The organism is Nocardia sp. CNS-044, assembly GCF_059570515.1.
This window is the reverse complement of the sequence record NZ_JCANSX010000005.1, coordinates 891,622-913,600: the sequence shown is the minus strand read 5'-3', so window position 1 is coordinate 913,600 and position 21,979 is coordinate 891,622. Positions and strand designations below refer to the sequence as shown.

Genomic DNA, 21,979 nt, shown 5'->3' with positions numbered 1-21,979 from the left:
CCATACCCGCGCGCCCGAAGCCCCCACAGCATTTGCCCCGACGTGATCGGCTGTCACTCGGGATTGGTCACCCGGGCGAGCACGATGCCGCCGAGGATCAGCGCGAGCGCGAGCAACCGCCCCGCGCTGAACGGATCCCGGTGCACCACGATCCCGAGGGCGATCGCGCCCACCGCGCCGATGCCGGTGAAGACGGCGTAGGCGGTGCCGACGGGCAGCGTCTGCATGGCTCTGGACAGCAGGTATACCGCGAGGCTGCCCAGCACGAAGCACACGAGGGTGGGCAGCGGGCGGGTGAAGTTCTCGGTCGGTTTGATGCTCTGCGACCAGACGATCTCGACGAGGCCCGCGAGACCTAGTACGAGCCAGTTCATTTCGGTGCTCCGCTCATTCAGGGCTCCACTCGTTCAGGGGCTCCGCTCATTTCAGGAGCGCGAGTCGTTCAGGGGCGAGAGTCGTTTGCGTGCGCGTTCGCTGGGGTGCTCGAGTCGTTCACGTGCTCTAGGCCCTGCCTCGAAGTTCCATCCGGCGCCTCAGCCCGGACTTCGAGACAGGGCCTAGTCGTTCGCGCTCGAGTCGTTCGGGCGCGTCCGTTCTCGTTCAGTACTGCGTCGCGAGGGAGCGGGCGGTTTCGATGGCCTTGGCGTAGGAGTCGTCGTGTTCGGCTCGGCGATCGGCGAGCGCCGGATCCTGGCGGGAGTTGGCCAGTTCGGCGTGCACGAAAACCGTGTCGGTTACGGCGAAGTGGCCCGCGAAGAAGTCGCGCAGGTAGCGCTCCTGGTAGTCGAAGGCCGCCTTCGGCGCGCCGGGCGAATAGCTGCCGCCGCGCGCGGAGGTGACGACGAAACGGCGGTGCCCCAACGACATTCGGGGAAAGGTGATCTGGTCCAGCCAGGCCTTCAGCACGGCCGGAATCGAGTAGTTGTACATCGGGGTGCCGATCAGGATCACGTCGGCGGCGAGCACCTCGTCCAACAGGGGGCGCAGGACGGCCAGCGCCGCGGTCTGGGCCGGAGTCGTCGCCAGGCCGTCGAGGCCAGCGGGGTCGAAGGCGCCGCGCGCGAGGACCGCGTCGCACAGCTCGGTCCACGGCTCGCCCACGAAGGGCACGGGCCGCGCCGCAAGGTCTCGGTACAGGTACTCGCCGTTCGGATTCCCGGCGCGCCAGGCGGCGGCGAACTCCGCGCTCAGTTCCCGGCTGATGGAGCGGCGCCGGGCGCTCGCGTCGAGGTGCAACAAGGTGCTCATGCCTGCGCCTCGCCAATGCTCGGCTCCAGCACGCGCACCGCGCGCTGGCAAGTGATTCGCTCACTGCGTTCGCTCATGATTCGACCCTTCGATTAAGCGGACATATTGTCCGGTTCGACGTTAGCAGCAAATCGGACACACTGTCCACTTATTCCGAACTCCGCTAGAGTCGCTGTCATGGATGTCCGCTCGGATCTGCTCACCGGCGCACCGCTCGATCGACCGCCGAGCGAACGCGCGGACGCGGCACGCAACCGCGCCAAGGTCCTCGCGGCCGCGGCGGAACTCTTCGCCGAGCGGGATCCACGCGCGGTGACCATGGACGACATCGCCAAGGCAGCGGGCGTCGGCCGCGGCACGCTGTACCGCCGCTACCCGGACACGAATTCGATCGCCGTCGCGCTCCTCGACGAGCACGAACGCGCCCTCCAAGAGCGCCTGCTGCACGGCGAACCACCCCTCGGCCCAGGCGCGTCCCCGGCAGACCGGCTGGCCGCCTTCTACGAGGCGATGGTCGAACTCCTCGACAGCCACGCGCACCTGGCACTCGGCGCGGAGACCGGCGGCGCCCGCTTCACGACCGGGGCATACGGGTTCTGGTACGCCCACGTCCGAGCGTTGCTGGTGGCGGCGGACATCCGTGACCCGGACGCGCTGGTCGATTCCCTGCTCGCACCGTTGGCCGCGGAGGTCTACACCGCACAACGCGAACGCGGGCTCAGCCCATCGACCATCACCCGAGGACTGGATCGGATCGCCCACGCCCTGCTCGGCAAACCCCAATAGGCACCGCCCCTATCACCGTTCCACACGCCGTTCACACGCCTGACGAAGCAGACCAGGCCGAGGCCCAATGCGAGCGCCGGACCGCGAGCGGCGCCCACCAACGAGCTCGCGAGTGTCCAGATGCCGAGAATGCCTGTGCCGGTGATGAATCCGACGAAGCCGCGGGCCGGGCTCGGCAACGGCGTTTGGTCAGCCGCCGAATACCTGCGCTTACGAAGGTCGATCGACGGTCGGCCTCGTGGGGCACTGCCGGGCGCAATCCGCCCAAAGTCCGCGCATGGCCGGAGCGAAGGCGAAGGTTCGCACCAGAGACACAGCCGGGCGCAGTCCACCCGAAAACCGCGCATGGCCGGAGCGAAGGCGGAGGTACGCCTTAGGCTGCAAGGGTGAGTGCGCCAGGCATAGCGAATCGTGGCTCGGTCGTATGGGACTGGGGCCTCGCGTTGATCGTCGCGGTAGTCCAGGTGGCCGGGGGTCGCGGCGCCGATATGCACCAGACCGGCACGCAGTCACTGGATGTGCTCGGTTATCTGCTGCTGCTCGCGGGGCCGGTCGCGCTGGCTTTCCGGCGCGTTCAGCCGCTGCCGGTGCTGGTGATCGCGCTCGCCGCGTGCGGCATCTACCTGGCGCTCGACTACGGGTACGGCCCCATCTTCCTCTCGCTGGTGATCGCCTTCCTCACCGCGGGGACGATCGGATCTCGCTGGTGGACATACCCACTCGTGCCGATCGGCTACGTGCTCTTCGTGTGGCCGCTGCCCGCGTTGCTCGGCGAATCGGTGAACGGCTGGCAGATCGTCGCGCTGATGGCGTGGTCGGCCGTGCTCATCTGCGCGGCCGAAGGGTTGCGCCAGCGCCAGGCGACGCTGGAGGCCCGTGAGCAGCGCGCGGAGGCCGCCCGCCGCGATGAGCAGGCGCAGCGGGAACGCCGCGCGACCGAGGAGCGGCTGGCCATCGCCAGGGAGCTGCACGACGTTCTCGCCCACAGTCTTTCGCTGATCAACGTGCAGTCCTCGGTGGCGCTGGAACTGTTCGACAAGCGGCCGCAGCAGGCCAGGACGGCGCTCGCCGCGATCAAGGCGGCGAGCAAGGAATCACTGGCCGAGGTGCACACCCTGCTCCAGACCATCCGCATGGGCGCGACCCTGGCCGACCCCGAAACCGCGCCGGTGCAGCGTGATTCGACCGAGAGGTCTCGCCCCACCCGCGGCCTCCGTGGTCTGCGGCGGGCCACACCGAGCCAGCGGCGGGCATCCGGTGCGGCCGAGCCGGACAAGCAGCCGGAGGAGTTGCGCGCCGATCGGGAGCCGCGCACCGAACCGCGCCCGGCCGAGCCGCCGAAGAAGCAGGAGGCGCCGCGCGCGCCCGCGCCGAGCATCGGCGATCTGGACTCGCTGTTGCAGCGGCCGCGCGAGGCGGGACTGACTGTCGAGACACGCGTCATCGGCGAACCGCGGAAACTGCCCGGCGAGATCGACGCGGCGGCGGCCCGGATCATCCACGAATCCCTGACCAACGTGGCGCGCCACGCTCCTGGCGCGAGCGCCACGATCACCGTCCGCTACGCGACCGGCTCCGTCGACCTGACCATCGACAACTCCCGCCCCACCGCCCCCGCGGCCCGGTCCGGTTCCGGCGCCCGCAACGGCATCATCGGGATGCGCGAGCGGGCACACGCCCTCGGCGGAGCCCTGACCGCCGGTCCACGACCGAGCGGCGGGTTCCGCGTCGCGGCCCGGCTACCCAGCGAGATAGTCCCGGTGCGACAACGCCCGGCGGCCCGTCCCACCGAACCCGCGCCGAAGAACGGCAACGAGGTCGGGAATAGGGTCGGCGCCGAGCCGAACGATGTGACGGAGGGGCGAAACGGGTCCGCAGCGGATCTCTCCGTCAACTCGACCGCACCGGGAACGCACACCGCCCTGGCGACCGAGTCGGCCGAGCCGAACGCACAGAGCGGCACGGAGTCGGCGTTCACCAGTACCCCGGACGCCGCGAGCGACGATCGCAACGGCGCCGCGTCGACATCAACCGGCGGCCCGGACACCGTCAGCTCGCACGACAGCTCCGCATCCACACCTTCCGGCGGCTCGGACGCCGCGACAGCCAACCGGAATACGCACGGCGACATCCCGCCCAACACCGGCAGCTCGGACGCCGAGACCGGCGATCGTCAGCCCCGCAACGGGAGCGCGTCGACATCCACCGGCAGCCCGGACACCGTCGGCCCACACGACAGCTCCGCGGCCGCACCACCCGGCGACTCCAGCACCACGACAGCCGACCCGAACACGCACGGCGGTGCCTCGTCCGACACCAACGGCCTGGTTCCCGCGACCGGTGATCACCAAGTCCGCAACGGCACCGCCTCCGGCTCGCCTTCGTCGCCGTAATTGGTCTGGATCGCAACCACTTCCGTCAACCCACCGACATCAACGCCCGGCGCCGACGTTTCGTAGGCAGCGAGATCACCGAGCCACGGTCACGACTCTGTCAGTAGGCCCGGCTACATTCCGTCTCGATCAACAAAGGCACACAGTCGGATCGGAATTCGGCGCCGACATCCGTATTTCGAGGGAGCGGGGAAACCAATGGGCGTGATCCTGTCGTTCAAAAAGGTCACGAGCGAGCGGTTGGCGGGGTTGGTGGCCGCCGGAGCGCAAGCGCAAGAAGACCTTTGGAATATCGAGCGCGCGAAGGGCGATCCCGAGGGCTACCTCGACAAGTCGTGGGACGGGCTGCGCTATCTGCTCGAAGCGGCCCGGTCGGGTGTGGACCTGTTCTTCGGCGGCGAGCTCATCGACGACGAGTACTACGCGTGGCCGGTCGATCTCGTCCAGACGACGGCGGAGCAGCTGCGCGCCACGCCGTTCGCCGCGCTCGCCGCCCACTACGACCCCGGCGCCATGGACGAGGCGAACGTCTATCCGGGCATTTGGACCAGGGACGGCGACCAAGCACTCGACTACCTGCGCTACCACTACGAGATCCTCGTGGCGTTCTTCGCCGACGCCGCGAAGACCGGCTCCGCGGCGGTCATGCACTTCGGCTGAGCGCATACGAAAAAGGCCCGCCCCCAACGGATCTGTTGGGGGCGGGCCCTTTCGTTGCGGCTTACTCGCCGGACGCGGCCTCCGTGGTGGAGCCCTCGCCCGCGCCGGTCAGCACGACCTCGGGCTTCTCCTCGACGGGCGTCTTGGTCAGCTTCGCCTTGCCGGTGAAGGTGAACTTGGCGTCCTCGCCGGAGCCCTCGCCGTCCCAGCCTTCCACATCCACGAAGATCGTCTGGCCGGGGCCGATCTCGCCGAAGAGGATCTTCTCCGACAGCTGGTCCTCGATCTCGCGCTGGATGGTGCGGCGCAGCGGCCGGGCGCCGAGCACCGGGTCGAAGCCGCGCTTGGCCAGCAGCGCCTTGCCCTGCTCGGACAGCTCGATCTCCATGTCCTTGTTCTTCAGCTGCTTGGCGACGCGGCCGATCATCAGGTCCACCATCTGCACGATCTGTTCGGTCGTGAGCTGGTGGAAGACGATCACGTCATCGATGCGGTTGAGGAACTCGGGCCGGAAGTGCTTCTTCAGCTCGTCGTTGACCTTGAGCTTCATCCGCTCGTAGTTCGAGCCCTCGCTGTTGGACTGCGAGAAGCCCAGGCCGACGGCCTTCGAAATGTCCGAGGTGCCGAGGTTCGAGGTGAAGATCAGCACCGTGTTCTTGAAGTCCACGGTCCGGCCCTGGCCGTCGGTCAGGCGGCCGTCCTCGAGGACCTGCAACAGGGTGTTGTAGATCTCCTGGTGGGCCTTCTCGATCTCGTCGAACAGCACGACCGAGAACGGCTTGCGGCGCACCTTCTCGGTGAGCTGGCCGCCCTCCTCGTAGCCGACGTAGCCCGGAGGGGCGCCGAAGAGCCGCGAGGCGGTGAAGCGGTCGTGGAACTCGCCCATGTCGATCTGGATGAGCGCGTCGTCGTCGCCGAACAGGAAGTTCGCCAGCGCCTTGGACAGCTCGGTCTTACCGACGCCGGACGGACCGGCGAAGATGAACGAGCCGGACGGACGCTTCGGATCCTTCAGACCGGCGCGAGTACGGCGGATCGCCTTGGAGACGGCCTTGACGGCGTCCTCCTGGCCGATGATCCGCTTGTGCAGCTCGTCCTCCATGCGGAGCAGACGGGTGGTCTCCTCCTCGGTGAGCTTGAACACCGGGATACCGGTCCAGTTGGCCAGCACCTCCGCGATCTGCTCGTCGTCGACCTCGGCCACGACGTCCAGATCACCGGACCGCCACTGCTTCTCCCGCTCGGCGCGCTTGGCGACGAGCTGCTTCTCCTTGTCGCGCAGCCGCGCGGCCTTCTCGAAGTCCTGCGCGTCGATCGCGGACTCCTTCTCCCGGCGCGCGTCGGCGATCTTGTCGTCGAATTCGCGCAGGTCCGGCGGAGCCGTCATGCGACGGATGCGCATGCGCGCGCCCGCCTCGTCGATCAGGTCGATCGCCTTGTCCGGCAGGAACCGGTCGTTGATGTAGCGGTCGGCCAGCGTCGCGGCGGCGACCAGCGCGCCGTCGGTGATGGACACCCGGTGGTGCGCCTCGTAGCGGTCGCGCAGCCCCTTGAGGATGTTGATGGTGTGCTCGACGGTCGGCTCGCCCACCTGGACCGGCTGGAAGCGGCGCTCCAGGGCGGCGTCCTTCTCGATGTACTTGCGGTACTCGTCGAGGGTGGTCGCGCCGATGGTCTGCAGCTCGCCGCGGGCCAGCTTCGGCTTCAGGATCGAGGCCGCGTCGATGGCGCCTTCGGCCGCGCCCGCACCGACCAGCGTGTGCAGCTCGTCGATGAACAGGATGATGTCGCCGCGGGTGTTGATCTCCTTGAGCACCTTCTTCAGGCGCTCTTCGAAGTCACCGCGGTAGCGGCTGCCCGCGACCAGCGAACCGAGGTCGAGGGTGTAGAGCTGCTTGTCCTTCAGCGTCTCGGGGACCTCGCCGTTGACGATGGCCTGCGCCAGACCCTCGACGACGGCGGTCTTACCGACACCGGGCTCGCCGATCAGCACCGGGTTGTTCTTGGTGCGGCGGCTGAGCACCTGCATGACCCGCTCGATCTCCTTCGAGCGGCCGATGACCGGGTCGAGCTTGCCCTCGAGCGCGGCCTGGGTCAGATTGCGACCGAACTGGTCGAGCACCAGCGAGGTGGACGGGGTCCCGGCCTCGCCGCGGGCGCCGGATTCCACCGGCTCCTTGCCCTGGTACCCGGACAGCAGCTGGATGACCTGCTGGCGGACCCGGTTGAGGTCGGCGCCGAGCTTGACCAACACCTGCGCCGCAACGCCCTCGCCCTCGCGAATGAGGCCGAGCAGGATGTGCTCGGTGCCGATGTAGTTGTGGCCGAGCTGCAGCGCCTCGCGCAAGCTCAGCTCCAGCACCTTCTTGGCGCGCGGGGTGAACGGGATGTGCCCGGACGGGGCCTGCTGGCCCTGGCCGATGATCTCCTCCACCTGGCTGCGCACACCCTCCAGCGAAATGCCAAGGGACTCCAGCGACTTCGCCGCTACACCCTCACCCTCGTGGATGAGGCCAAGCAGGATGTGCTCGGTGCCGATGTAGTTGTGGTTGAGCATCCGGGCCTCTTCCTGGGCCAGGACAACGACACGCCTCGCGCGGTCGGTGAACCTCTCGAACATCGCTCCCTCACTCTCCTGCTCAGACCTTCATAGGCGTCCGACGCTTCAGTGCTGTGGTCAACCTTCGGTCGTCAGCCTGCCATGAAGCCCGGGGGTTGCGGCCCCCGCCATCCACTCTAGTTGGCGGGGGTCCGGGCCGCCTCCAGTCCACCCTATTGGGGACCAGCGACAGCACGGTCATTCACTCATAACGTGAGCGTTTCGGGTTTCGTTTCCGATGCGGTTTTGCCGACAGCGAACACCCTCTGATCGGGCGATCTCGCCCCGATCCACGGGCCATCGTCGCCCCGTTGACGCCCCTGCCAGTGCAAACGACCGAATCGCTCCCGGTGTTCCCGGCAACCCCCGATTTTCGAATCGTTGCGGCGGCCGGGCGGCCGCCACTCCCGCGCTCAGCCCGTGAACGGTGCGGCGAACTGGCACGGTACCGGCCGCTGATGGGCCGGGTCCAGTGCGTTCATGACGAATCCTGCCGCCCGCGCGGTGCCCGCGATGCCCGCGTGCTCGGAGTAGTCCTGCGCGCAACCGTCCTGAACCACGACATTGGTGACGTTCGGGCCGGGCACCAGGCCCGCGGTATACGGGATGACGGCCTCGTCGAGCCGGGTGGCGATGTTCGTATAGGTGATGTCGGGGTGATAGACGCCGTCGGCGTTGAGCGCCTCGAGGAACGGCGAGCCCGCGATGAGCTGGCGGCAGGCGTGGCACATCGTGGCGCCGACCGCCATGTCGAAGGCGGGTCCCGCGCCGAGGCGAGCGGCGAAGGCGGCGGCGGCGCCGAGGCCCCCCGCGTTGGTGCCGAGCCAGGGCGGGGCGAGGCCGACGAGCTTGTCCACCTTGTCCGCGCCGCCGAGCCGCTTGACGTAGTAGTTGCCGATGAAATTGCCCTGCGAGTGCCCGACGATGTCCACCTTCGCGGCGCCGGTCGCGGCGAGCACGCGGTCGACGAAGGCGGCGAGCTCCGAGCCGCTCTGCTCCATCGGCCGCATGCCGCCGATCGCGGACAGCGGCCAGGGCAGCGCGTGGGCGCCGTAGGTCAGCGCGTAGACGCAGTAGCCCTCATTGGCCAGCAGCGGCACGTACACGCCCCAATTGGTCTGTGCGCCACCGCCGGTGCCGTGCGCGAGGACCACCGGGTTGGGATGCTCCGCGCTCGGCCGGCAGGACCAGTCGTTGGAGCCTGGCAGCGAGCCGCCGGGCTCGACCAGCTCGGACGGGATGCCGGAGAAGAAGTTGTAGACGACCGGGTAGCGCTGCGCGTGCGCGGAACCCGCCGCGCCGATCCACAGCGCGGCGAGCACGAAGGCCACCACGAACGGAACTGGGACACGTCGCATGGAGCCTCCGATTCTGGAACTTGTTCCAGAAGAAGCTACCGAGGACGTGTCCCAGATAGCGCCGATACCGGCGAGTAACTTATGTAACCCGTTCTACCGTCGGCGAATCAGCCGAGCCGGGGCGCTGCCGGGTACTGCGGACCGTATCCGGCGGGCGCGGCGTAGGCCGTCACGCCCTGGGCGGGACCCGTGGCGCCATGGGCGGGACCCGCGGCTTCGCTCTTGCCCTGCTGGACGCCCGCCGCGAACAGCGCGCCGCACAGCACCAGGAAGGCCAGGGTGTGCACCACCGCGCGGATCACGTTGTAGCGCACCCAGTCGGCCTCGTAGTTCGCGCGAACCGCCGCCATATCCGCGATCTGCCCTGGATCGCCCGCGGCGGCCAGTTGATCGTTGAGCGGGACGTTGAATCCCGCGGTCACCGCGAACGCGATCACGTTGAGCGCAACGGCGATCGCGATCCAGACCAGCGTCGCGCGGTGCTCCCGGCCCAGGTGCAGCACCGCGGCGAGAATGCCGAACGCGACGGTGCCCATGAAGGCGATCATGAACCAGGGATTGATGATGACCACGTTGATCTTCTGCATCACGTCGACGATGGTCCGGTCGTCGCTGCGGTTCAGCGCGGGCATCACCGAGATGGCGTAGGCGTAGAACACACCGGCGGTCAGACCCGTAGCCAGCACGGCCGCCACCAGCGCGGCGATTCTCAGCGCGAACATTCGATTTCTCCTGCCTCACAGTCCCGGTCCGAATCGTCTCGGTCCGGCGACGAGTACAAGTCAATCGTGAACGGGCCCGCGCTTCCATGGTCGAGACGCTCGCCCGCTTAAGCGGGCGTCCACACGCGGGTCAGAGATCCCGGTCGGAGATGATGCCGCTCTGCATGGCCAGTGCCGCCAGGCGCACCCGCTTCTGGTTCTGCGGCAGGCTTTCCACGCCGAACTTGGCGAACAGCGCGCGCAGGTGGGTCTTGATGGCGTCGACGCTGAGGAACAGCTCCTCGGCGATCTGCTGGTTGGAGGCCGGGGTCGCGAAGCCCGCGCCGTTCTTGTACGGGCGGCACAGCGCGACGAGCACCGCGCGCTGGGTCTCGGTGAGCGAACGCAGGGTGGGAATCGAGCCGGTGGAGGTGCGGGTGGCGTCATCGGCGACCGCGCCGAAATCGTGGAAGGAGACCAGCGAGGTGCCGACCCGGATCTTGTCCCCCGCCATCAGGCGGCGCCTGCCGACCAGTCGCTCGCCGTTGACGAAGGTGCCGTTGCGGGAAAGTCCGTCGTCGACGATCGTCCAGTGCGCGCCCAGATATTCGACGGCCGCGTGCAGGCGCGAGACCTCCGCGTCCCAGCGCAACGCGAGATCGGCATGGGGCGAACGGCCGATCGTGACTCGCTGCTGATCCGGGCTCAGCATCAGCTCCTGCTGGCGGCCCGAGTCATCGGTGAATCGCAACAATGATCCGACGAATCCAGTCACTGCGCCGATACCTCATCTCTCCATACCGCCAGTGACGACCTTCGCACAGTTTCCATGGTGCCGCTTCGGGGTACCACGAGCAAGATCGTGCCGGTCCGGTCGATGGTCGGCGTCGAGTCCGAAGCCCGACGCGGTCGAACGAAGTCCTTCCATGTCCCGCACGCCCGAAGTGGAGGCGAACGTGCACAGGTCACAAATGCTGCTGCCGCCCGGGCGTCGCACGATTCGCCCAGGCGGCAGCGGTGGAAAAGTACTAGCCCTTCGCGGCCTTGTTGTACGCGTCGGTGATGTCGGCGGAGATACGTCCGCGAGCGGAGACCTTGTGGCCATTCCGCCGTGCCCACTCGCGAATTGCCGCACTTTGTTCCCGGTCGATGGAGACCCGGCTCTTCGGGGTGGCGGCGGCACCGGCGGCGGCCTTCACGCGGCGACGGCCGCTCACCCGGCGCGCACTGGAAACCCACTGCTCCAGCCCGTCACGCAGCTTCGCGGCATTTGCCGACGACAGGTCGATCTCGTACGACACACCGTCGATCGCAAACTCGATGGTCTCGTCCGCGATGGACTCACCGTCGACATCGTCGATCAGGCTAACGGTGACCTTCTTTGCCATGAGATGAACGTCCTCTCGAAATCGTGCGACCCGCATACTAGGCCGATTACCCGAGGCAAGAATACCTCGAATTCAGAAAATTCCAAGACGAGACTTCGGCTATCGAAACGCACCCGACTCTGTTTGATTTGCGATGTTCGCCGACCGGTGTCTGGTTACGCTCCGGCGCCGCCTGCGGACCAGTCGCCCGAGGCTCGCTGAGTGACCGGACGCACAATTGGGAACAGTATCGTTTCGCGGATTCCCAATCCCGTGAGTGCCATCAACAACCGATCGATTCCCATACCGGTTCCAGTTGTCGGCGGCATGCCGTGCTCCATCGCGGCAAGGAAGTCCTCGTCCAGCGCCATTGCCTCGTCATCGCCCTGCGCGGCGAGCCGAGCCTGGTCCACGAAACGCTCGCGCTGGATCACCGGATCCACCAACTCCGAATAGCCGGTGGCCAACTCGAAGCCGCGGACATACAGATCCCACTTCTCGGTAACTCCAGGCTTGCTGCGGTGCTGACGAGTCAGCGGTGAGGTCTCGATCGGGAAGTCGCGCACGAATGTCGGCGCATAGAGCTTGTCGCCGTACTCGTGCTCCCACAGTTCTTCGACCAGTTTGCCGTGGCCGTAGCCCTTGCCCTCCGGAATTTCCAGTCCGACCCGATCGGCGAGTGCCAGCAATTCCTCGACCGATGTTTCCGGGGTGACCGAGACACCGAGCGCATCGGACAACGAAGGGTACATCTCGACGGTTGCCCACTCGCCCCGAAGATCGTATTCGGTACCGTCCGCGAGGGTCACCACCTGGGTGCCGAAAGCCTCTTGCGCGACTTCCTGCACCAATTCCCGGATCATCTTCGCGGAGTCGTCGTACGTGCCATAGGCCTCATACGTTTCCAACATTGCGAACTCGGGCGAATGGGTCGAGTCGGCGCCTTCGTTCCGGAAGTTCCGGTTGATCTCGAAGACCTTCTCCAAACCGCCGACCACGCACCGCTTCAGGAACAGTTCCGGCGCAATGCGCAGGTAGAGGTCCATATCGAGGGCGTTGGAACGGGTGACGAACGGCCGGGCCGCCGCGCCGCCGTGCAGCGTCTGCAGCATCGGCGTCTCCACCTCGAGGAAGCCGCGGCGCTCCAGCGCGGCGCGCAGCGCACGAACCACCGCGACCCTGGTCCGCGCCATTTCCCTGGCCTCGGGACGCACGATCAGGTCGACATAGCGCTGCCGGACCCTGGACTCCTCGTTCATCTCCTTGTGCGCCACCGGAAGCGGCCGCAGCGCCTTGGCCGACATGGACCAGGAATCGGCCATGACGCTCAATTCCCCGGTGCGCGAGGCGATGACCTCACCGTGCACGAAAACGAAGTCACCGAGGTCCACGTCGGACTTCCAGGCCGCCAGCGCGTCCGCTCCGACGCCGTTGAGGCTGATCATGGCCTGCAGCTTGGTGCCATCGCCCTCCTGGAGCGTGGCGAAGCAGAGCTTGCCGGTATTGCGCAGAAAAATGACGCGGCCGACGACGCCGGCCAGTTGCCCGGTCTGGGTATCGGCGGCAAGATCCGGAAAGGCGGCCCGAATTTCGGCCAGCGAGTGCGTGCGCGGCACCACAACGGGATACGCCTCGGCGCCCTGCGCTAGCAGCCGCTCACGCTTCTCCCGGCGAATCCGCATCTGCTCCGGGACGTCGTCGACTTCCGGGGCGGGTCGGCGGGATTGCGCCGCAGGAACCGAACCCGCGGAGCGACCGGACGAGGGCGTGTTCGGGGTGCTCACATCGGACAACCCTAGCGTGCACCGGAAATCCTTTTGCGGGCCGCCCGGGCTCCGCCCGATAGTAACGAATCGGCATCGGCTTCCGGCGCCTGATGGCCTTTCGTTCCGAAGGCCGTCTGCCGAAACGCGAGCAGGTTTCACCGCCCCTGACAGGTGTTCTTGCGCGGAGACGGCACACGAGCAGGCCCTGCCTTTTCCGTTGGCAGGTACTCACCCGGAGAACCGCACCACAAGCAGGTACGCCTGCCTCCGCTGGAATACCGAAATCGATTGCCCTACCTACTATTTCGAGATAGAAGCATCTCGTACCGAATTACAACGAGGCGAGCGCGGTGACCTCGCGGGCGAAGTGCGGCGCCCGGCTCGCGATGGTGAGCAGGCCCGCCGCCTTGAGCGCTTGGTAACCACCGATCAGATCGGTGGCCCGGTGCAGCCCGAGTTGTTGCAACGAGGCGGCGGCCAAGCTGGAGGTGTAGCCCTCGGAGCAGACGACGATCCATTCCACGTCGTGATCGGCGGCCAGCGCCAAACGCGCGGAACTGGTCGGGTCGAGCCGCCATTCCAGCACATTCCGCTCGATCACCAGGGCGCCCGGCAATGTGCCCTCCCGATCGCGCTGCGCCTGCGGGCGGATGTCCACCAGAATGGCGCCCCTGGCGAGCGCGGCGGGCAATTCGAACGCGTAGATCCGGTCGAGTTGCTCGCGCGCGTTGTCGAGCATCTGGTCGATGGTCAAGGGGGCCATCACATATCACCTTCGGGCTGGTCGGTGAGAACGGTTCGGGTACGCCGCAGGGTGCCGTGGCCGGTCACCTCGTAGTAGGACATGGCGGTCAGCGGCGGGGAATAGGCGTGCACGCTCAACGTCGGATCGAGCGGGCCCGCGGATTCGGCGGCGGCCGGTGCGCGCATCACGTCGTGCACCCAGCCGATGGGGAAGGAAGCCTGATCGCCCGCGGTCAGCGTCCGCCTGCGCAATTCCGTGCCGTTCCAACGGAATTCCGAAAGCGCCCCGCTGAGCACGGTGAGCGCGCCCAGCGATCCGGCGTGGTCGTGCAGCTCGGTGGCTTTGCCCGGCGTCCAGCTGATCAGCCAGACGTCGACCTCGTCGTCGGAGAGCAGCCGGGTAGCCCAGCGCTCCTCGACGGGCCAGACGCCGCCCGCGGGAAGCAGGTGGTCGTAGCGTCCCGCGAGCACGTCCTCGGCGCCTTCGTCGGTCAGCCGCAGCAGATCGGCGGGACGCAGCCTGGTCGGGAGCGCGGGCGCGATGGCACGGTCCACCGGCGGCTTGGCCGACAGGCTGTCACGTGCGGAAGAAAGGGAAAGAACAGAGGAACGCATGAGCGAAACTCCAGGAGGTGGGGATCGGTCGAGGGACTCGCGGTCGGCCTCGATCGGTCGAGGCCGGAATCAGCCTCGACAACACTCCTGGGTGCTCACGCGGAAAGACACGTCGGCGAGTCTAGCAGCGCTCTTCGACAGAAGAACAGACCCACCCGGGGTGATTCACACCCCACCCCGGGGCACGGTCAGGATTTGCGGCGCTGCTGGTTGCGTTCGTAGACCAGGCGCAGGCCGGTCAGGGTCAGGTGCGGCTCGTGATGGTCGATGGTCTCCGATTCCGGCACGATCAGCGGCGCGCTGATGCCGGTGGCGACCACGGCGACGTCGTCGCCCGCGAACGCGTCGAACTCGTCGCGGATGCGGTCGATCAGACCGTCCACCAGCCCGGCGAAACCGAAGACCGCCCCGGACTGAATCGCCTCGACGGTGTTCTTGCCGACCACCGAACGCGGGCGCGCCAGCTCGACGCGGCGCAGCGCCGCTCGCTCGATGAGCGCCTCACTGGAGATGGCGACGCCCGGCGCGATGACGCCGCCGAGGAACTCGCCCTTGGACGAGACCAGGTCCACGGTGGTCGCGGTGCCGAAGTCGACGACGATCGCGGCCGAGCCGAAGCGCTGCTGGGCGGCGAGCGCGTTCACGATCCGGTCCGCGCCGATCTCCTTCGGATTGTCGACGAGCAGCGGAATGCCGGTCCGCACACCGGGTTCCACCACCACGTGCGGCACGTGCGACCAGTACCGCTCCAGCATGGCGCGCAGCTCGTGCAGCACCGGCGGCACCGTGGACAGGGCCGCGACGCCCATCACCTCGTCCAGCTGGGCCCCGACGAGGCCGCGCACCTGCATGGCGAACTCGTCGGCGGTCAGCAGCGGATTGGTGTGCATCCGCCAGTGCCGCACCAGCTTGGCGTGCGAGCCGCTGCCGGAGAACAGGCCGAGCTCGATGCTGGTGTTGCGGACGTCGATGGTCAGCAGCATTGCTCACCCGACTTTCGAATCAGTGGCCGTCAGGCGAAAGTGAGCGAGCGCGGGGAGGTCAGGCCGGAACCCTCGGGGGCGTGCGCCGGGTCGGAGCCGAGCTCGATCGGGCGGTTGCGCTCGTCGACGAAGACGACCTTGGGGTCGTATTCGGCGATCTCCTGCTCGTTCATCATCCCGTAGGCGATCAGGATGACGAGGTCGCCGGGATGCACCAGGTGCGCGGCGGCGCCGTTGATGCCGATGACGCCGGAACCGCGCTCGCCCGCGATCACGTAGGTCTCCAGGCGGGCGCCGTTGTCGATGTCGACGATGCAGACCTGCTCGCCCTCGAGCAGATCGGCCGCGTCCAGCAGATCCTGGTCCACCGTCACCGAACCGACGTAGTGCAGGTCGGCGTGGGTCACGGTGGCGCGGTGGATCTTGGACTTCATCATGGTGCGCAACATCTTCGTCGTCGCCTTTCTAGAAAGCTGCCGGTGCCGGCTGGGATTCGAGATTCGGATGGCCGTCGATCGGAGCGCCGAGGGTGACGGCGATGTTGTCGATGAGCCGGGTGGCGCCGACCTTCGCGGCCACGAGCAACCGGGCGTTGCCGGAGGCCGGGACCGGGCCGAGGGTCGAGGAGCGCAGTTCGAGGTAATCGACGTCGACGCCGGTCGCGGCATCGAGCACGGCGCGGGCGGCGGCGAGCACCCCATCGGCGCCGAGACCGCCCGCATGCCTGCCCGCCGACAGCGCCGCGGAGAGGGCGAGCGCGGCCTCCCGCTGCGCCGGATCCAGGTAGCGGTTGCGCGAGGAGAGCGCGAGACCATCCTGCTCGCGCACGGTCGGCACCGCGACGATCTTCACGTCGAAGTTCAAGTCGCGCACCATCTGCCGGATCAGCGTGAGCTGCTGGTAGTCCTTCTCGCCGAAGAACGCCTCGCTGGGACGGGCGATCTGGAGCAGCTTGGCCACCACGGTCAGCATGCCCGCGAAATGCGTCGGACGGCTCGCGCCCTCCAGCTCCGCGCCGACCGGCCCGGGATGCACCGTGGTGCGCGGACCGTCGGGGTACATGTCGGACACGCTCGGGGCGAACACCAGGTCGACGCCCTCGGCGCGCAGCAGCTCCACGTCGGCGTCCAAGGTGCGCGGGTACTTGTCCAGATCCTCGTTCGCGCCGAACTGCAGCGGGTTCACGAAAATCGAGACGACGACCACCTGGTTGGTCCGCTTCGCGCGGCGCACGATCTCCAGGTGGCCCTCGTGCAGCGCGCCCATGGTCGGCACCAGGCCGATGGTGCGGCCGACGCCGCGCAAGGCCTTCGCGACGGCGGCGACCACGGTCGGATCGTGGTGCACGGTGAGTTCGCCCGGCTTGTAGGCGCCGCGCAATTTCGGATCCATCAACGGCGTCCTTCCAGGAGCTCGATCAGGGCGGGGTTGGTCTTGGCGCGCTCGGCGGTGCGCAGCGACATGGCTCGATAGCCGGCGGCGAGCCGCTCGTCGGTGGCCTCGAGCGCCGCGAGATGCGTCGCGACGGCGTCGGCGTCGCCGCGGGCGACGGGGCCGGTCAGCGCGGACTGGCCGCGCCGCAGCGCGTTGTCCAGCGCGGCCGACGCGAGCGGGGCGAGCAGGCGCTCGGCGAGTCCGTTGGGCTGGTCGTCCACGATCTGCTGACCGAGCAGCCCCGGACCGGACAGCGCCTCGCGCAACGCTTCCACCGCGTCCAGAACCACGGTCACCAGATGGTTGCTGCCGTGCGCGAGCGCCGCGTGGTACAGCGTGCGGTTCTCCTCGGAGACCCGCACCGGTTCGCCGCCCATCTCGATCACCAGCGACTGCGCGATCGCGTAGCCGATGTCGTCGGCGGCGGTGATGCCGAAGCAGGCGTTGCCCAGCCTGCTGACGTCCTCGTCGTGGCCGGTGAAGGTCATCGCGGGGTGGATGGCCAGCGGCAGCGCGCCGATCTCGACCAGCGGCGCGAGCACGCCGACGCCGTTCGCGCCCGAAGTGTGCACCACGATGGCGCCCGGGCGGACCACGCCCGCGCTCGCCAAGCCGCGCACCAGTCCGGCCAACTCGCTGTCGGGCACCGCGAGCAGCAACAACTCGCTGCGCGCTGCGACCTCCTCGGTCGGCAGGATCTCGGAATCGGGCAGCCGGAGCCGAGCCCGATGCTTGGAGGCGTCGGAAATGGCGGCGACGCCGAACACCACGTGCCCGGCTCGCTCGAGCGCGGCGCCGAGCGCGGAACCCACGCGTCCCGCCGAGACGATTCCCACCGTCAGGCGTGCGGGCGCAGGGTCGAAGCCCGAAGCCGCGTTGTCAGAAGTCACGCTTCTCGAGGTCAACACTGTCCTCTCGATGTCGTTCCAGTCCCGCACCGCGGGTACCAGACGTTACGAGGTCGAGGATATCGGCCCGAAGTTTGCCGATGCCATGGCCCCGGGACGTGATTTAACGAACAGTGTCTTTGGCGCGCTGGCGCGCGCGGGTTCGCGGCCCCTTATGTCTCGCTTCCGAGCGGTCGAGACTCGCGCGGGGCGCATGCGTCTCGACCGCTCGGAAGCGAGACGGCCGCGAACGGCTCGTAAGACTCGCCTGGGGGTGGTGGCTAGGGCCTGGAGCCTGCGTTCGAGCCGGGGTTTAGCCGTGACCGTTTTGTTCGGATTGCAAGTTGGCCATGATCTCGGCGACCGATAGTCGGCGGGAGGCGTTGCCCGAGTCGGTGTCGGTGTCGACGCGGCGGCGACGGCGGGAGCTGGCGGTGCCGACGGTCGGTGTCGGGTGCGGGGCGGGTAGGGGCGGAACGGTCGGGCGCGGGGCGGCGTCCTCGTCCAGCGGCGGCAGGCGGAGCGGGACGGATGGCTCGGCTCGAGGCTCTACGCGTTCGGCCGGGTCGGTGAAGGCGTCCGACCAGCCCGCGGGGGCACTCGGCGGGTCGGTGGGGTAGTCGTCGGCGACCGCGTCTTCCGCGTATTGGGCGTTCGCGTACTCGGCGTCCGCGTAGTCGTCGTAGTCCTCGGGGTAGTCGTCGGGCGAGACGATCGCGGTCTCCGCGGTGACGGGCTCGTCGAAGGGGCTCGCGAAGACCGGGGGCTCCGGATGATCGGGAACGAAGACCGGGGTGACCGCGCTGCGCGGTTGCTGTCCAAGCGGACCGACCCACCCGTCGGCATTCGCGGAGCTATCGTTCGCCGGATCGCCGTACGCGCTCGGCAACTCCTGGATTCGGGTGGCGTCGGCGCGCAGCGCGGGCCGATCCATCGGCAGATCGCCGTCGAAGAGGCGCTGCAGACTCTGCCGCAACACCGTCAGCTCGGCGCGCAACGCGGCCAGTTCCGCGGCGTCGGCGCCGACTTCCTCGCGCACCCTCGACTCGACGCCGAGCTCGTATTCGCGGCGCGCGGTGATCTCCCGCTCGAGCTGAAGTTCGTAGACCGTCTGCAGGTCACGCACCTTCGCCTTGTCCACATCGGCGTCTTTGCGGTACTTGGTCGCGGCGAGCGCGCCGATCGCGGCGGCCCACAGTGCGGCGATCAGACCGATCCTGGTGAACTGCAAGCTGTTGCTGAAGACCAGGAAAACACTGGCAATCAGACCGAGCAGAATCAAAGCGCCGACGAACAATTTTCCCGCCTGATCCCGCCGTGGACGGGAAGTGCTGCTACGGGAGGGTGAAACCATGCACGCCAGGGTAGCGGGGTTGGCGCGGTACGCCCAGAAAACGGTCCACTGCTTCCATTCAGAAGATTTGCTATGTAGTAGCTGATTCGTCCGGCGGCTCCTCGGGAGCCCGGCAGCAATACTCGAGCCACAGCGCGGCGGCGACCAGCGCCACCCCCGCGAACATGCCGACGACCGCGCCCGGCGAATCGGCGGCGGCCGCCCGCAGGGTGCCGCGCTGTGGGAAGACCCAGCACAGGAAGCCGAGCCAGACGCCGGCGGCGATCGAGCCCACTTGCAGCGAGGCCTTCGCCAAAGCGACCGCGCGGGCGGCGGTGATCGGATGCAGCTGATTGCTTCCGTCGCCGATCTGGTGGTCGCTGACCCTGGCCCGGATGAGGAAGGCAAGCACCACCTCGATGGCGGCCACCGGATACAGGGAGGCGCCCGCGTAGATCGAGATCGGGGGAAAATTCGCGTAGGCGATCCTGGTGGCGATCCACGCGACTACCGCCGCGATCAGCACGTTGGCCCCGAGGTCGAGCATCCGGGTCGGTTTGAGCTTCACGATGTGGCTCCCCCTGCGGTCCGGTGCAGCGACAGCTCGGTCCGGTGCACACCGGCCCGCTCGTCGGCGTCGAGCGCGGCGAGCCATTCCCGGATCGGCCGGTCGTCCCCCGCGACCGACAGTCGCGCCTCGGGTTCCACGTCCAGCCACGGGATCAGCACGAAGGCCCGGTTGTGCGCCTGCGGGTGCGGCAGCGTCAGCTCCGGATCGGCGCTGACGCACGGGACGAGCCCCGACGGACCGGGTTCGGCGCACCACACCACGTCCACATCGAGTGTTCGTGCGCCCCAGCGCACTTCGCGGACCCGGTGCGCGGCCCGCTCGAATTCCTGGCCCGTGCGCAACCAGCCGCGACAATCCAGCTCCGGATCGTCCACCAGCACAACAGCATTGAGGAAATCATCCTGATCGACACCGCCCCACGGCGCGGTCGAGTACACCGCCGACACCGCGACGACCCGCTGCTCGAGCCCGTCCACGACGCTGCGCAGGTGCGCCAGACGATCCCCGATGTTCGAGCCGATCGACAGGACGGCGCGACTCATTCGGCGCCCTCGCGCACGCGTGCGGTCACCACGCGGACATCGGCGAAGGTGTGCGGAATCGGCGCGGACGGCTTGTGCACCACCACTTCCACAGCGCGGATGCGCGGATCGGTCATCACGTCGTCGGCGATCTCGGAGACCACCGTCTCGATCAGATTGCGCGGCGGGCCCTGCACGATCCGCACCGCGCGTTCGGCCAGCGCGCCGTAGTCCACCGTCGCGGCCAAGTCGTCGGAGGCCGCGGCCGTCGCGAAATCCACCCAGACAGTGAGATCGACGACGAACTCCTGGCCGTCGCGGCGCTCGTGTTCGAAGACCCCGTGGTTCCCGAAGGCGCGCAGCCCGCGTAGTTCGATCCGGTCGGGACCGGACGGCAGGCCGCGGTGCTCCCCCGGTCGGCCCTCGTGGGTCACCGGCGCCGTGGACGGATTCATTCCTGCGCTCCTCGCGGATTCGGCCGGGCGGCGCGCTGCCAGGCGTCGGTGACGGCGATCGCGTCCAAGGAGGCGCGCACGTCGTGCACGCGAACACCCCAGGCGCCGTGCAATGCGGCCAACGCGGAGACCGTGGCGGTGGCGACCTCCCTGCCGTCCGGCGGCCGCGGACCGTCGGTGTCGGCGAGCAGGGCGCCGAGGAAGCGTTTGCGCGAGGCCCCGATCAGCACCGGAAGTCCGTCGGCGACGAAGTCGGGCAACGCGCCGAGCAGCGCCCAGTTGTGGTCGGCGTTCTTGGCGAAGCCGAGGCCGGGGTCCAAAATCAGCCGGCACGGGTCGACGCCCGCGGCGACGGCGGTCTCGACTTGCGCGTTCAGTTCGGCGCGCACCTCGGTGACGACGTCGTCGTAGTGATCGGCCGGACCGGTGTGCCGGTAGTCGGCGCCCGCCCGCCAGTGCATGAGAATCCACGGAACTTGCGCTGCGGCAACGACTTTCACCATATCGGGATCGGCACGCCCGCCGGATACGTCGTTGATCACCGACACGCCGGCGCCGAGCGCGGCCTCGGCGACGCTCGCTCGCATGGTGTCCACGCTGGTCGGCACGCCGGCCGCGACCAGCCCGCGGATGACCGGCGCGACCCTGGCCGCCTCGGTCTCCGGATCGACGCGATCCGCGCCGGGCCTGGTCGACTCGCCGCCGACGTCGATGATGTCGGCGCCGGCCCGGTACAGCTGGACGCCGTGCTCGATGGCAAGCCCGGGATCGAGGTAGCGGCCGCCGTCGGAGAACGAATCGCTGGTGACGTTCACGACGCCCATCACCACGCAGCGACGACCGTCGCGTGCGATGACGTGACCGGACACCGCGTCCTCCCTCACCCGCGCAGGATCAGATCGAGTGCCTCGGCGCGCGAGGCGGCGTTGGTCTGCAACAGTCCGCGCACGGCCGAGGTGGTGGTGCTCGCGCCCGGCTTGCGGATGCCGCGCATCGCCATGCACAGGTGCTCGGCCTCCACCACGACGATCGCGCCGCGTGGTTCCAGTTTGCGCATGATCGCGTCGGCGATCTGGCTGGTCAGTCGCTCCTGCACCTGCGGGCGCTTGGCGTAGAGGTCGACCAGTCTGGCGAGCTTGGACAACCCGGTGACCCGGCCGTGCTCGCCGGGGATGTACCCGACGTGGGCGACGCCGTGGAAGGACACCAGGTGATGCTCGCAGGTGGAGTACATCGGGATGTCGCGCACCAGCACGAGTTCCTGGTGCCCCTCGTCGAACGTGGTGTTCAGCACCGCGTCCGGCTCCTGGTAGAGCCCGGCGAAGGTCTCCCGGTAGGCCCGGGCCACGCGGGCGGGCGTCTCGATCAGACCGGGGCGGTCCGGGTCCTCGCCGATCGCTATCAGCAATTCCCGGACCGCGGCTTCGGCCCGATCCTGGTCGAACGGCCGACCCGTCTCCAGCGCGCGCAGTTCAGGCCGAGTCGACGCAGGCACGGAACCGTTGCGCTCGACCTCGTCGCGACCATTGAGCGCCGAGCCGACGGCATGATGATTGGC

At 68.3% G+C, this 21,979-nt stretch carries 23 protein-coding genes; 3 read left to right on the top strand and 20 right to left on the bottom strand.

Annotated features, from left to right (window positions below; all coding sequences use genetic code 11):
* Nucleotides 1-53: 53 nt before the first annotated feature.
* Together T333_RS05140 and T333_RS05135 are read right to left on the bottom strand one after the other, a co-directional pair.
* Nucleotides 54-374, bottom strand: coding sequence for a DMT family transporter (locus T333_RS05140; RefSeq protein ID WP_355000456.1), 321 nt, complete (start codon nt 372-374; stop codon nt 54-56).
* A gap of 226 nt (nt 375-600) precedes the next feature.
* Entirely contained in the window at nt 601-1,248 is a 648-nt protein-coding gene (locus T333_RS05135; RefSeq protein ID WP_496423788.1) for an FMN-dependent NADH-azoreductase, read from the bottom strand.
* Nucleotides 1,249-1,425: 177 nt separating this feature from the next.
* On the opposite strand from T333_RS05135, the gene T333_RS05130 reads away from it, so the two are divergent.
* The 3 genes from T333_RS05130 (at nt 1,426) to T333_RS05120 (ending at nt 5,087) form a co-directional block, all read left to right on the top strand.
* A complete protein-coding gene (locus T333_RS05130) occupies nt 1,426-2,034 on the top strand; it encodes a TetR/AcrR family transcriptional regulator (protein WP_496423787.1) in 609 nt (202 codons plus the stop codon).
* A 386-nt stretch (nt 2,035-2,420) separates the two neighbouring features.
* Nucleotides 2,421-4,427, top strand: coding sequence for a sensor histidine kinase (locus tag T333_RS05125; protein WP_496423786.1), 2,007 nt, complete (start codon nt 2,421-2,423; stop codon nt 4,425-4,427).
* A 198-nt stretch (nt 4,428-4,625) separates the two neighbouring features.
* Nucleotides 4,626-5,087 carry a YfbM family protein gene (locus T333_RS05120; RefSeq protein WP_357257209.1) on the top strand — a complete coding sequence of 154 codons (462 nt, stop codon included), beginning with the start codon at nt 4,626-4,628 and terminating at the stop codon, nt 5,085-5,087.
* A 61-nt stretch (nt 5,088-5,148) separates the two neighbouring features.
* On the opposite strand, the gene T333_RS05115 is transcribed toward T333_RS05120, so the two are convergent.
* The 18 genes from T333_RS05115 to folE form a co-directional block, all read right to left on the bottom strand.
* Nucleotides 5,149-7,707, bottom strand: a complete 2,559-nt coding sequence (locus tag T333_RS05115) for an ATP-dependent Clp protease ATP-binding subunit (RefSeq protein WP_355000461.1) — start codon at nt 7,705-7,707, stop codon at nt 5,149-5,151.
* Between the two features lie 392 nt (nt 7,708-8,099).
* Nucleotides 8,100-9,044: an esterase/lipase family protein gene (locus tag T333_RS05110; RefSeq protein ID WP_496423785.1), complete on the bottom strand. Its 945-nt coding sequence runs from the start codon at nt 9,042-9,044 to the stop codon at nt 8,100-8,102.
* A 107-nt stretch (nt 9,045-9,151) separates the two neighbouring features.
* Nucleotides 9,152-9,766: an anthrone oxygenase family protein gene (locus tag T333_RS05105; RefSeq protein WP_496423784.1), complete on the bottom strand. Its 615-nt coding sequence runs from the start codon at nt 9,764-9,766 to the stop codon at nt 9,152-9,154.
* Between the two features lie 130 nt (nt 9,767-9,896).
* Nucleotides 9,897-10,457 carry an FHA domain-containing protein gene (locus T333_RS05100; RefSeq protein WP_245910550.1) on the bottom strand — a complete coding sequence of 187 codons (561 nt, stop codon included), beginning with the start codon at nt 10,455-10,457 and terminating at the stop codon, nt 9,897-9,899.
* Nucleotides 10,458-10,773: 316 nt separating this feature from the next.
* Nucleotides 10,774-11,133 (bottom strand): histone-like nucleoid-structuring protein Lsr2, encoded by a 360-nt coding sequence (locus T333_RS05095; RefSeq protein WP_355000464.1) that lies wholly within the window; start codon nt 11,131-11,133, stop codon nt 10,774-10,776.
* Between the two features lie 155 nt (nt 11,134-11,288).
* Nucleotides 11,289-12,794 carry a lysine--tRNA ligase gene (gene lysS, locus T333_RS05090; protein ID WP_496424146.1) on the bottom strand — a complete coding sequence of 502 codons (1,506 nt, stop codon included), beginning with the start codon at nt 12,792-12,794 and terminating at the stop codon, nt 11,289-11,291.
* 415 nt (nt 12,795-13,209) lie between these two features.
* Entirely contained in the window at nt 13,210-13,632 is a 423-nt protein-coding gene (locus T333_RS05085; RefSeq protein WP_141811520.1) for a rhodanese-like domain-containing protein, read from the bottom strand.
* An 8-nt stretch (nt 13,633-13,640) separates the two neighbouring features.
* The gene (locus T333_RS05080) at nt 13,641-14,237 is read right to left on the bottom strand and encodes a cysteine dioxygenase (RefSeq protein WP_496423783.1); all 597 of its coding nucleotides are present in this window, start codon (nt 14,235-14,237) and stop codon (nt 13,641-13,643) included.
* A gap of 188 nt (nt 14,238-14,425) precedes the next feature.
* Nucleotides 14,426-15,220, bottom strand: a complete 795-nt coding sequence (locus T333_RS05075) for a type III pantothenate kinase (RefSeq protein WP_067790002.1) — start codon at nt 15,218-15,220, stop codon at nt 14,426-14,428.
* Between the two features lie 29 nt (nt 15,221-15,249).
* Nucleotides 15,250-15,669 carry an aspartate 1-decarboxylase gene (panD, locus tag T333_RS05070; protein WP_355000466.1) on the bottom strand — a complete coding sequence of 140 codons (420 nt, stop codon included), beginning with the start codon at nt 15,667-15,669 and terminating at the stop codon, nt 15,250-15,252.
* 16 nt (nt 15,670-15,685) lie between these two features.
* Complete coding sequence (gene panC / locus T333_RS05065; protein ID WP_496423782.1) at nt 15,686-16,612, bottom strand: pantoate--beta-alanine ligase; 927 nt, start codon at nt 16,610-16,612, stop codon at nt 15,686-15,688.
* A complete protein-coding gene (locus tag T333_RS05060) occupies nt 16,612-17,544 on the bottom strand; it encodes a Rossmann-like and DUF2520 domain-containing protein (RefSeq protein WP_496423781.1) in 933 nt (310 codons plus the stop codon). Before T333_RS05060 ends, panC begins: the two co-directional genes overlap by 1 nt.
* A 310-nt stretch (nt 17,545-17,854) precedes the next feature.
* Entirely contained in the window at nt 17,855-18,895 is a 1,041-nt protein-coding gene (locus T333_RS05055) for a DUF6779 domain-containing protein (RefSeq protein WP_496423780.1), read from the bottom strand.
* Nucleotides 18,896-18,965: 70 nt separating this feature from the next.
* A complete protein-coding gene (locus T333_RS05050) occupies nt 18,966-19,421 on the bottom strand; it encodes a DUF3180 domain-containing protein (RefSeq protein WP_355000568.1) in 456 nt (151 codons plus the stop codon).
* Nucleotides 19,422-19,438: 17 nt separating this feature from the next.
* The gene (folK, locus tag T333_RS05045) at nt 19,439-19,987 is read right to left on the bottom strand and encodes a 2-amino-4-hydroxy-6-hydroxymethyldihydropteridine diphosphokinase (protein WP_355000470.1); all 549 of its coding nucleotides are present in this window, start codon (nt 19,985-19,987) and stop codon (nt 19,439-19,441) included.
* Nucleotides 19,984-20,421, bottom strand: coding sequence for a dihydroneopterin aldolase (gene folB, locus T333_RS05040; RefSeq protein ID WP_355000471.1), 438 nt, complete (start codon nt 20,419-20,421; stop codon nt 19,984-19,986). The genes folK and folB overlap by 4 nt, the downstream gene beginning before the upstream one ends.
* Nucleotides 20,418-21,245 carry a dihydropteroate synthase gene (gene folP / locus T333_RS05035; RefSeq protein WP_496424145.1) on the bottom strand — a complete coding sequence of 276 codons (828 nt, stop codon included), beginning with the start codon at nt 21,243-21,245 and terminating at the stop codon, nt 20,418-20,420. The genes folB and folP overlap by 4 nt, the downstream gene beginning before the upstream one ends.
* Nucleotides 21,246-21,301: 56 nt before the next feature.
* Nucleotides 21,302-21,916 carry a GTP cyclohydrolase I FolE gene (folE, locus tag T333_RS05030; RefSeq protein WP_355000570.1) on the bottom strand — a complete coding sequence of 205 codons (615 nt, stop codon included), beginning with the start codon at nt 21,914-21,916 and terminating at the stop codon, nt 21,302-21,304.
* Nucleotides 21,917-21,979 lie beyond the last annotated feature (63 nt).

Coding starts and splice junctions, on each gene's coding strand:
- T333_RS05075 (WP_067790002.1), bottom strand. CDS start 15,220: ATGCTGCTGACCATCGACGTCCGCAACACCAGCATCGAGCTCGGCCTG.
- folB (WP_355000471.1), bottom strand. CDS start 20,421: ATGAATCCGTCCACGGCGCCGGTGACCCACGAGGGCCGACCGGGGGAG.
- T333_RS05050 (WP_355000568.1), bottom strand. CDS start 19,421: ATGCTCGACCTCGGGGCCAACGTGCTGATCGCGGCGGTAGTCGCGTGG.
- T333_RS05115 (WP_355000461.1), bottom strand. CDS start 7,707: ATGTTCGAGAGGTTCACCGACCGCGCGAGGCGTGTCGTTGTCCTGGCC.
- T333_RS05135 (WP_496423788.1), bottom strand. CDS start 1,248: ATGAGCACCTTGTTGCACCTCGACGCGAGCGCCCGGCGCCGCTCCATC.
- T333_RS05120 (WP_357257209.1), top strand. CDS start 4,626: ATGGGCGTGATCCTGTCGTTCAAAAAGGTCACGAGCGAGCGGTTGGCG.
- lysS (WP_496424146.1), bottom strand. CDS start 12,794: ATGCGGATTCGCCGGGAGAAGCGTGAGCGGCTGCTAGCGCAGGGCGCC.
- T333_RS05055 (WP_496423780.1), bottom strand. CDS start 18,895: ATGGTTTCACCCTCCCGTAGCAGCACTTCCCGTCCACGGCGGGATCAG.
- panD (WP_355000466.1), bottom strand. CDS start 15,669: ATGTTGCGCACCATGATGAAGTCCAAGATCCACCGCGCCACCGTGACC.
- T333_RS05110 (WP_496423785.1), bottom strand. CDS start 9,044: ATGCGACGTGTCCCAGTTCCGTTCGTGGTGGCCTTCGTGCTCGCCGCG.
- folK (WP_355000470.1), bottom strand. CDS start 19,987: ATGAGTCGCGCCGTCCTGTCGATCGGCTCGAACATCGGGGATCGTCTG.
- panC (WP_496423782.1), bottom strand. CDS start 16,612: ATGGATCCGAAATTGCGCGGCGCCTACAAGCCGGGCGAACTCACCGTG.
- T333_RS05100 (WP_245910550.1), bottom strand. CDS start 10,457: ATGCTGAGCCCGGATCAGCAGCGAGTCACGATCGGCCGTTCGCCCCAT.
- T333_RS05130 (WP_496423787.1), top strand. CDS start 1,426: ATGGATGTCCGCTCGGATCTGCTCACCGGCGCACCGCTCGATCGACCG.
- T333_RS05140 (WP_355000456.1), bottom strand. CDS start 374: ATGAACTGGCTCGTACTAGGTCTCGCGGGCCTCGTCGAGATCGTCTGG.
- T333_RS05105 (WP_496423784.1), bottom strand. CDS start 9,766: ATGTTCGCGCTGAGAATCGCCGCGCTGGTGGCGGCCGTGCTGGCTACG.
- T333_RS05095 (WP_355000464.1), bottom strand. CDS start 11,133: ATGGCAAAGAAGGTCACCGTTAGCCTGATCGACGATGTCGACGGTGAG.
- folP (WP_496424145.1), bottom strand. CDS start 21,245: ATGGGCGTCGTGAACGTCACCAGCGATTCGTTCTCCGACGGCGGCCGC.
- T333_RS05080 (WP_496423783.1), bottom strand. CDS start 14,237: ATGCGTTCCTCTGTTCTTTCCCTTTCTTCCGCACGTGACAGCCTGTCG.